We start from the raw sequence: 8,953 nt of genomic DNA on the forward strand, positions 1-8,953 counted from the left end.
CCCCGGGCGTGCGCGCCCCGCCGCGCGGCGGTGGCGGCGCCCCGTCCGGGGGACCTCCCGAGTGTCCCCGGCCGCGCCGGCGCGGGGGCGCAGTAGGGTCCGGCGCGTGCCGAACCACGCCTCCCGCCGGACCCTGCTCGCCGCGGCCGCCATGGTCGCCGTCACGGCCTCCGGGGCCGCCTCCGCCGCACCGGCCGGCGCGGGCCCGCGGCGCGCCCCCGGACCGCGCCCTCCCACGCCCTCCGCCGACCGGGACCGGCTGCGCGGCCTGGTCGCCGAGATGAGCCCCGCCGAACTGGTCGGGCAGCTCTTCGTGTCCCGCGCGTACGGGCATTCGGCCACCGACCCCGAGCCGGCGGACGCCGAGCGGAACACGGCCCTGTTCGGGGTGCGCACGGCCGCCGACCTCGTGGCCCGCTACCACCTCGGCGGCGTCATCTACTTCGCCTGGGCGCACAACACCCGTGATCCGCAGCAGATCGCCGCACTCTCCGGCGGCCTCCAGCGGGCCGCCCTCGCCTCCGGCGCCGGGATCCCGCTGCTGCTCTCCACCGACCAGGAGCACGGCGCCGTCGCCCGGATCGGCAAGCCCGCCACGCTGCTCCCGGGGGCGATGGCCCTGGGCGCGCGGCACGCCGCGACGGGCTCCACCCGGGAGGCCCTGCGGGCCGCGCGCATCGCGGGCGCCGAGCTGGCCGCCATGGGCATCCGGCAGGACTACGCGCCGGTGGCCGATGTGAACGTCAACCCGGCCAATCCGGTCATCGGCGTCCGGTCCTTCGGCTCCGACCCGCACGCCGTGGCGGAACTGGTCGCGGCCCAGGTGGCGGGCTACCAGGGCGCCGGGGTGGCGGCCACCGCCAAGCACTTCCCCGGCCACGGGGACACCGAGACCGACAGCCATGTGGGGCTGCCGGTGATGCGCCACACCCGCGCCGAGTGGGAGGAGCTGGACGAGCCGCCGTTCCGCGCGGCGGTGGAGGCGGGCGTGGACGCCGTCATGACGGCGCACATCGTCTTCCCCGCGCTGGACCCGTCGGGGGACCCGGCGACCCTCTCGCGGCCGATCGTCACCGGCATCCTGCGCGAACGGCTGGGGTTCGAGGGCGTGGTGGTGACCGACGCCCTGGACATGGCCGGGGTCCGGCAGAAGTACGGGGACGACCGGGTGCCCGTCCTGGCCCTGCGGGCGGGCTGCGACCAGCTGCTCAACCCGCCGGACCTGCCGCTCGCCCACCGCAGCGTGCTCGCCGCGGTGGAGTCCGGCGAGCTGACCCGGGCCCGGATCGAGGAGTCGGTCCTGCGGATCCTCGAACTGAAGGAGCGGCGGGGCCTGTTCGCGCAGGCCCTCCCGGCGGCCGGCGCGGTGGACGCCGTCGTCGGTACCGCGGCGCACCTCGCCGCCGCCGACGAGATCACGGCGGGTACGACGACCCTGCTGGCCGATCCCGACGGGCTGCTCCCGTTCGACGCGGCGTCGAGCCCCCGGCTGCTGGTCACCGGGGCCGACCCGGCCTCCCCCACGGGTACGTCGGGTCCTCCCGCGGAGGTCCTGGCCCGGGAGCTGACCGCTGCCGGCTGCCCCGCGACGGCGGTGCCGGCCGGCGGCGCCGCGGCCTCGGCCGCCGGGCACGCGGCGGTGGTGGTGTGCACGTACAACGTCCCGGAGGGCGGCGGCCCGCAGCGCACGCTGGTGGAGGAGCTGGTGGCGACCGGGGTGCCGGTGGTCGCGGTGGCGATCCGCAACCCGTACGACGGGGCCCGGCTGCCGGCCTGCGCGGCGGAGCTTGCGACGTACTCCTGGACGGACGTGGCGATGCGCGCGGCGGCCCGGGTGCTCGCCGGGGCCGCGCGGCCCAGCGGCCGCCTCCCCGTCCCGGTGCCGGGCCGGTATCCGCGGGGGCACGGCCTGACGTACGGGTGACGGGATGCCGCAGGGGCGCGTCCGCGGTGTGCGGACGCGCCCCCGGGCGGTGGCGGGTACGGCTGCGGACTACGGCCGCAGCTGCGGCTCGCGCTCCGTCTCGTGCTGGTCGAGAACGGCGTCCGGCTGCGCCAGCGGCGCGGCCCTGCCGGCGTCGGCGAGCGCGGCGGCCGGGGCCACCCCCGCCCACTGGAGGATCTTCGCGGTGGCCAGCGTCCGCTCGCCCTCCTGGAGCTTGGCGACGTTCGCACCGTGGTTGGCGCCCGGAGCGATCATCACGTAGCTGTCGCGCGCCCCGTACCCGATGCGGAACGGCTCGGAGCCCCACGGGTCGTTCTGCCCGTTGACGAACAGCATCTGGTGCGCGTTGTCGCGCACCCAGCGGTCCACGTCGGCCATGGCTCCCGGCTGGAAGGCCATGGGGATCTCGGCGGGCACGAAGTTGCGCGGCGGCTGGTAGCCGTAGCGGCTGAGGTTGCCCAGGTGCGGCAGCTTGATGTCGGGGGAACCGAGCTGCGTGCCCGCCTGGTAGTAGTACGGGGTGTAGGTCTGCAGGCCCTGGTCGGCGTAGGCGGAGAAGCCCGAGATCGCGTCGATCGTGTCCCAGATCTCCTGGTCGGAGGCGGTCGCCGCGGTCGGGACGGCGGCGCAGTCGGCGAGCAGGCTGTACTGCCAGAAGGCCCACACGTAGTCGAGCACGACGGCCTCGTAGGCCTTGTCGAGGTTGCCGACGGTGGTGAAGGTCCAGCCGTTCTCGGCGGCGGCGGCCGCGTACTTGGCCTCCAGGGGCTCGCGGCGCACGAGCGCCTCGCGCTGCACGGCGTTCAGCCGGTCGCGGCACTCCTTGGTGCCGACCTTGGCGAAGAACCGGTCGTAGGCCGAGTCCTCCTTGTCGTTGACGTCGTTGGGCGCGACGTACGCGACGACGCCGTCCATGTCGCGCGGGTAGAAGCGCTCGTAGTACGTCGCCGTCATGCCGCCCTTGCTGCCGCCGGTGGCCAGCCAGTTCTTCTTGTAGGTCTTCTTCAGGGCGGTGAAGAGGCGGTGCTGGTCACTGGCGGCCTGCCAGATGTCCAGGTTCGCCCAGTTGGCCGGGTCGGGCCGCGAGGGCGTGAAGAATCGATACTCCAGCGACACCTGGTTGCCGTCGACGATGGTCGTCGGCTCACTGCGGCGCGGGTTGGTGTTGACGTTGTAGCCGGAGGTGAAGAACACCGTCGGCCGCGAGACGTCCTTGTGCAGCAGGGTCAGGCGCTGCTTGAAGGTGCCCTTCCACGGCTTCCGGTGGTCGACCGGCTGCTCGTAGTTCAGTACGAAGAAGCGGTAGCCGGGGTACGGCTTCTCCTCGATCAGGCTCATCCCGGGAATGCCGAGGATCTGGTCCTTGATGTCCGTGGCGGCCGCCGGTTCCGCGGCGGTGGCCGCTTGTGCCGTGGTGCCGGCCGCACCCATGGTGCCGATCAGCACCACGAGTGACAGCAGCCATCCGAGCGTCTTGCGCATTCACCCTCCCCTTGAGTTCACTTCGGTCGCCGTGAACCTAACCGGGCGAACGCGGCCGTGAACAGACCCAGTTGGGCCGGTCCCTCAGCACAGAATCCAGCCGGAATCGGCCGATCCCGGGCCGACTCGCCCACGTACGTACACGCAACGGCTGATCGCGGCGACCGTGACGGGCCCCGTGCGCCGTTCGAACCGCCCCGCCACGCGCACCGGAACGCCGCCGCGCGCCTGGATGCTCACGGCCATCCGCCGCTCCCCCCGGCCGCGGGCCACGGTCACCGCGCAGGCGTGCGTACGGCTCTTGTACACGCGCACCTCGCCCGTCGCGAAGGACACCGTCCGGGCGAGGCGCCCGGCGCAGCCGCCGGGCGCAGCCTCGGCGCCCGGGGCCGTGGACAGGCCGCCGGCGCAGAGCCACAGGGCCGCCGCCAGCGCCGCCGGGAGCGCGATCCACCGGCCGGGGCTCCACCGCCCCGGCCACCCCCTCCACCCCTGTGCCAATCTGTCCCCCGATCAGTCGTACGTACCCCGTACATACGCACGTACGACGCCCGGACCCCCCGGAAGGTTGCGGCGCGCACGGACCCGGACCGGCCCCGCCGGCCGGTTGACCCCGCCGAGGGCAGCGGACCCGGCGGGCGCGGCGCCCCGCCCCTCGAACACCCCTCCCTCGTCCGAGTGCAGCCGCACGGAGCGGCGGGAGAACGGGAGTTCACCGGGGATCCGGGCGATTACGCTAGGTGACCACCGCATCGCCTGCCGTCTCCGCACCCGAAGCCGCGAAAGGCCCCGCCATGACGAACGACCTCCTCGACCGCAAGCTGGAGCGCGCCTTCGCGCACCTGGACGCCGACCGGACCGGTGTGATCGACGAGCACGACATCATCGCGCTCGGCTCCCGGCTGCTGACGGCCCTGGGGGAGCCGGACGGATCCCCCAGGGCGGACGAGGTCATGCGCGGGCTCGTCGACTTCTGGCAGGCCCTCTTCACCGAGCTGGACCTCGACCGCGACGGCAAGGTCACGCCCGAGGAGTACTCCCTGGGGATGACGCGGCTGTACGCGCAGGGCGGCCCCGCCTACGACGCCTCCTTCCGCCCGCTGATGAAGGCGATCCTCACGGTGGCCGACACCGACGGCGACGGGCGGATCAGCCCCACGGAGTTCCACCGGGCCCAGACCGCTTTCGACACCGACCTGGAACCGGCCGCGGCGGAGCGGCTCTTCGCGCGGATCGACAGGAACCACGACGGGTACCTGACGGTGGACGAGCTCCTCGACGCGGTACGCGAGTACTACACCGGCACCGACGAGGACGCCCCGGGCAACCTCCTCTTCGGCGAGCTCTGACCTCCCCGGGGAGCCCGGGCGCCCCGGCCCGGGCTCCCCGCCGCCGTCGCCACCGCCGCCGGCCTAGGCGGCGGCCCGCTCGTCCTCGCCGACGAAGGTGCGCCACAGCTCGGCGTACCGGCCGCCGCGCGCCAGCAGTTCGGCGTGGCCGCCGTCCTCGACGACCCGGCCCCGGTCCATGACCACGACCCGGTCCGCGCGGGCCGCGGTGGTCAGCCGGTGCGCCACCACCAGGGTGGTGCGCTTGCCCGCCAGGCGGTCGGTCGCGTGGTTGACCTGGGCCTCGGTGGCCAGGTCGAGCGCGGCCGTGGCCTCGTCGAGGAGCAGCACGTCGGGGTCGACGAGTTCGGCCCGGGCCAGTGCGATCAGCTGGCGCTGGCCCGCCGAGAGGTTGCGGCCGCGCTCGGCGACCGTGTGCAGGTAGCCGCCGTCGAGCGTGGCGACCATGGCGTGGGCGCCGACCGCGCGGGCGGCCGCCTCCACCTCGGCGTCGCTCGCGCCGGGCCGCCCGTAGGCGATGGCGTCCCGTACCGTCCCCGGGAAGAGGTACGACTCCTGGGGGACGACACCGAGCCGGTGGCGGTACGCCGTCAGGTCGAGCTCCCGCAGGTCCGTCCCGTCGGCGGTGACCCGCCCGGAGGTCGGGTCGTAGAACCGGGCCACCATCTTGACGAGGGTGGACTTGCCCGCCCCCGTCTCGCCGACGAAGGCGACGGTCTGCCCGGCGGGGATGCGCAGGCTGATCCCGGCCAGCGCGTCGCCCTTCTCGCCGCGCTCCTCGGCGGTGCCGTACTGGAAGCGGACGTCCTCGAAGGCGATCTCCCCGCGCAGCCGCTCGACCTCGCGGGGCCGCTCCGGGCGCGGGGTGGTGGTGGGTTCGCGCAGCAGCCCCTGGATCCGGCCGAGGGAGACGGTGGCCTGCTGGTAGCCGTCGAAGACCTGGGAGAGCTGCTGGACGGGGGCGAAGAACAGGTCGATGTAGAGCAGGTACGCCACCAGTGCGCCGGTGGTGAGGGTGCCGGCCTCCACCCGGCCCGCGCCGACGATCAGCACGGCGGCCGCCGCGCCCGAGGACAGCAGCTGCACGAACGGGAAGTAGACGGAGATCAGCCACTGCCCGCGGACCCGGGCCTCGCGGTACGCGCCGCTGCGCTCGGCGAACCGCCGGGCGCCGGAGCCCTCGCGGCGGAAGGCCTGGACGATGCGGAGTCCGGAGACGGATTCCTGGAGGTCGGCGTTGACCAGGCTGACCCGGTCGCGGGCCAGCTCGTAGGCGACGACCGACTTGCGGCGGAAGACGACCGTGCCGATGACCAGGACGGGCAGGGTGGCGAAGACGATCAGCGCGAGCCCTACGTCGAGGACGAGCAGGGCGATCAGGATGCCGAAGAAGGTGAAGACGGAGACGACGGCGGTGACGAGACCCGTCTGCAGGAAGGTGGACAGGGCGTCCACGTCCGTGGTCATCCGGGTCATGATCTTGCCGGTGAGCTCGCGCTCGTAGTAGTCGAGGCCGAGGCGCTGGAGCTGGGCGAAGATCTTGACGCGCAGGGAGTACAGCACGCGCTCGCCGGTGCGGCCCGTCATCCGGGTCTCGGCGAACTGCGCGGCCCACTGCGCGACGACGACGGCGAGGGCGAGCCCCGCCGCGAGCCAGACGGCTCCGAGGACGGCCCGCTCGACGCCCTGGTCGATGCCGTAGCGGATCAGGATCGGCAGGAGCAGGCCGGCGCCCGCGTCGAGGGCGACCAGGCCGAGGCTGACGGCCAGCGGCGCCCAGAAGCCGCGGAGCAGGCGGCGCAGGCCGTAGCTCTCCTCGGCGGAGGCGGCGCGGGCCTCGTCCACGTCGGGTGTGTCGTCCGCGGGCGGCAGCGCGGCGACCTGGGCGAGCAGTTCGGGGGTGGCGGGCATGCCGGCCACGGCTCCGGCCATCGAGTGCCCGGCTCCGGGCGCCGCGCCGGGCGCTGCCCCGGACCCGGCGGGAGCGGCGGCGCGTCCGTCGCGGTCCTCGTCCTGGCGCCGCCAGAGCTCGGGGGTGATGCCCCCCGCGACGCGGCGTTTGGCGTTGACCGGCTCCGAGTCGATCTCGGCCTCGAACTCGATGTCGCGTTCCAGGTCGCGGTCGGCGTCGCGCTCGAACTCGCCCGGCGCCAGGGCCTCGGGGGTGCGGGGCGAGGCCGCGCCCAGGGCGTCCGGGTCGGTGAGCAGGCGGCGGTAGAGGGCGGAGCGGCGCTCCAGTTCCTCGTGCGTACCGATGTCTTCGAGCCGCCCACGGTCCAGTACGGCGATCCGGTCGGCCAGTGCGAGGGTGGAGCGGCGGTGGGCGATCAGCAGGGTGGTCCGGCCGGCCATCACGGCCCGCAGCGCCTCGTGGATCTCGTGCTCGACGCGGGCGTCCACGGCGGAGGTGGCGTCGTCGAGGAGCAGCAGCCGGGGATCGGTGAGGATGGCGCGGGCGAGGGCGATGCGCTGGCGCTGGCCGCCGGAGAGGGTGAGGCCCTGCTCGCCGACCGCGGTGTCGTATCCGGCGGGCAGGGCCTTGATGAACCCGTCGGCCTGGGCGGCCGCGGCGGCGGCCTCGACCTGCGCGTCGGTGGCGCCGGGGTGCCCGTAGGTGATGTTGGCGCGGATGGAGTCGGAGAAGAGGAAGGAGTCCTCGGGTACGAGTCCGATGGCGGCCCGCAGCGACCCGTAGGTCAGGTCCCGGACGTCGTGGCCGCCGACGCGGACGGTGCCGGCGTCGGCGTCGTAGAAGCGCGGCAGCAGCAGCGAGACGGTGGACTTCCCGCTGCCGGACGAGCCGACGAGGGCGATGGTCTCCCCTTCGGCGAGGGACAGCGAGAAGCCGTCGAGGACGGGCCGCTCGGGGTCGTACCCGAAGCGGACGGCGTCGAACTCCACGGTGGCGGGGGCGTCGGCGGGGAGCTCGTGCCCGCCTTCGCGGATCACCGGTGCGGTGTCGATGAGCTCGAAGACGCGCTCGGCGCCGGCGCGGGCCTGCTGACCGACGGTGAGCACCATGGCGAGCATCCGGACGGGGCCGACCAGCTGGGCGAGGTAGGTGGAGAAGGCGACGAAGGTGCCGAGGGTCACCTGGCCGCGGGTGGCCAGCCAGCCGCCGAGCGCCAGCATGGCGACCTGTGCGAGGGCGGGGACCGCCTGCAGGGCGGGGGTGTAGCGCGAGTTGAGGCGGATGGTGCGCATCCGCCCGGCGAAGAGCCCGCGGCCGGCCGCCCGGAGCTTGCCGGTCTCCTGCTCCTCCTGGCCGAAGCCCTTGACGACGCGGACGCCGGTCACGGCCCCCTCGACGACGCCCGCGACGGCGGCGGCCTGGCCCTGGGCGAACCAGGTGGCGGGGAAGAGCTTCTTGCGGCTGCGCTTGGCGATGAACCAGAGGGCGGGGGCCATGAGGAGTGCGACGAGGGTCAGCAGGGGCGAGAGCCACAGCATGATCCCGAGGGACATCCCGAAGAGCAGGAAGTTCCCGATGGTCATGGGCAGCATGAACAGCAGGCCCTGGATGAGCTGGAGGTCGGTGGTGGCCCGCCCGACGACCTGCCCGGTGGACAGCTCGTCCTGGCGCCGGCCGTCGAGGCGGGCGATGGTGTCGTACATGTCGGTGCGCAGGTCGTGCTGCACGTCGAGGGCGAGGCGCCCGCCGTAGTACCTGCGGATGTACGTGAGCACGTACACGAGCAGGGCGGCGGCTATGAGCAGCCCGGCCCAGAGGCCCATGGGGCGGCTCCGGTCGCCGATGACGTCGTCGATGATCACCTTGGTGACCAGGGGCACGAGCGCCATGACGGCCATGCCGCCGAGCGAGGACCCCAGCGCGAGCAGCACGTTGAGCCTGTACCGCCAGGTGTAGGCGACGAGCCTCCTGCCCCAGCCCTGTTTCTCTCCGGTCGCAGTCTCCGCCGCCGCCACGTGGTGCCTCCCCGTTCGTCCTGTCCTGCCGCCTCCCCCAACGCGCCGACCGGCGGATTTCATCCCGCCGCAACAATCGAACGGGGTTGCGCGCGGGTCGGCAACCGGGCGGGGCACGGGGGGGGCGATCGGGGATCAGGCCGGGCGGCGCGGATCTAGTGCCGTGGCCGGAAAGGTTTGCCGGGTCGCGGTGTCCGGTGCGGTGCATCGCAAGACGGCGGACCACGGCTCGTACTGGACGTACCGCCGT

Annotated in this window: 4 protein-coding genes; 2 read left to right on the forward strand and 2 right to left on the reverse strand. The window is 74.1% G+C overall.

The genetic code is table 11. From position 1 onward, the window contains the following. The first annotated feature begins 151 nt into the window (after window positions 1–151). Complete coding sequence (locus tag ACFWUQ_RS30245) at window positions 152–1,924, forward strand: glycoside hydrolase family 3 protein (RefSeq protein WP_384544389.1); 1,773 nt, start codon at window positions 152–154, stop codon at window positions 1,922–1,924. Window positions 1,925–1,993: 69 nt separating this feature from the next. Here ACFWUQ_RS30245 and ACFWUQ_RS30250 read toward each other — a convergent pair whose 3' ends face one another. Beyond that, window positions 1,994–3,427, reverse strand: a complete 1,434-nt coding sequence (locus ACFWUQ_RS30250) for a S28 family serine protease (RefSeq protein WP_384544383.1) — start codon at window positions 3,425–3,427, stop codon at window positions 1,994–1,996. A gap of 794 nt (window positions 3,428–4,221) precedes the next feature. Between ACFWUQ_RS30250 and ACFWUQ_RS30255 the strand changes: the two genes are divergently transcribed. Then, entirely contained in the window at window positions 4,222–4,776 is a 555-nt protein-coding gene (locus ACFWUQ_RS30255) for an EF-hand domain-containing protein (RefSeq protein ID WP_384544385.1), read from the forward strand. Window positions 4,777–4,839: 63 nt separating this feature from the next. Here the strand turns inward: ACFWUQ_RS30255 and ACFWUQ_RS30260 are convergent, their stop codons facing one another. Then, window positions 4,840–8,703 (reverse strand): ABC transporter ATP-binding protein, encoded by a 3,864-nt coding sequence (locus ACFWUQ_RS30260; RefSeq protein WP_384544387.1) that lies wholly within the window; start codon window positions 8,701–8,703, stop codon window positions 4,840–4,842. Between the last annotated feature and the right edge of the window lie 250 nt (window positions 8,704–8,953).

Origin of the sequence: Streptomyces sp. NPDC058662 (genome assembly GCF_042716255.1) — a bacterium.
Classification (GTDB): Bacteria; Actinomycetota; Actinomycetes; order Streptomycetales; family Streptomycetaceae; genus Streptomyces.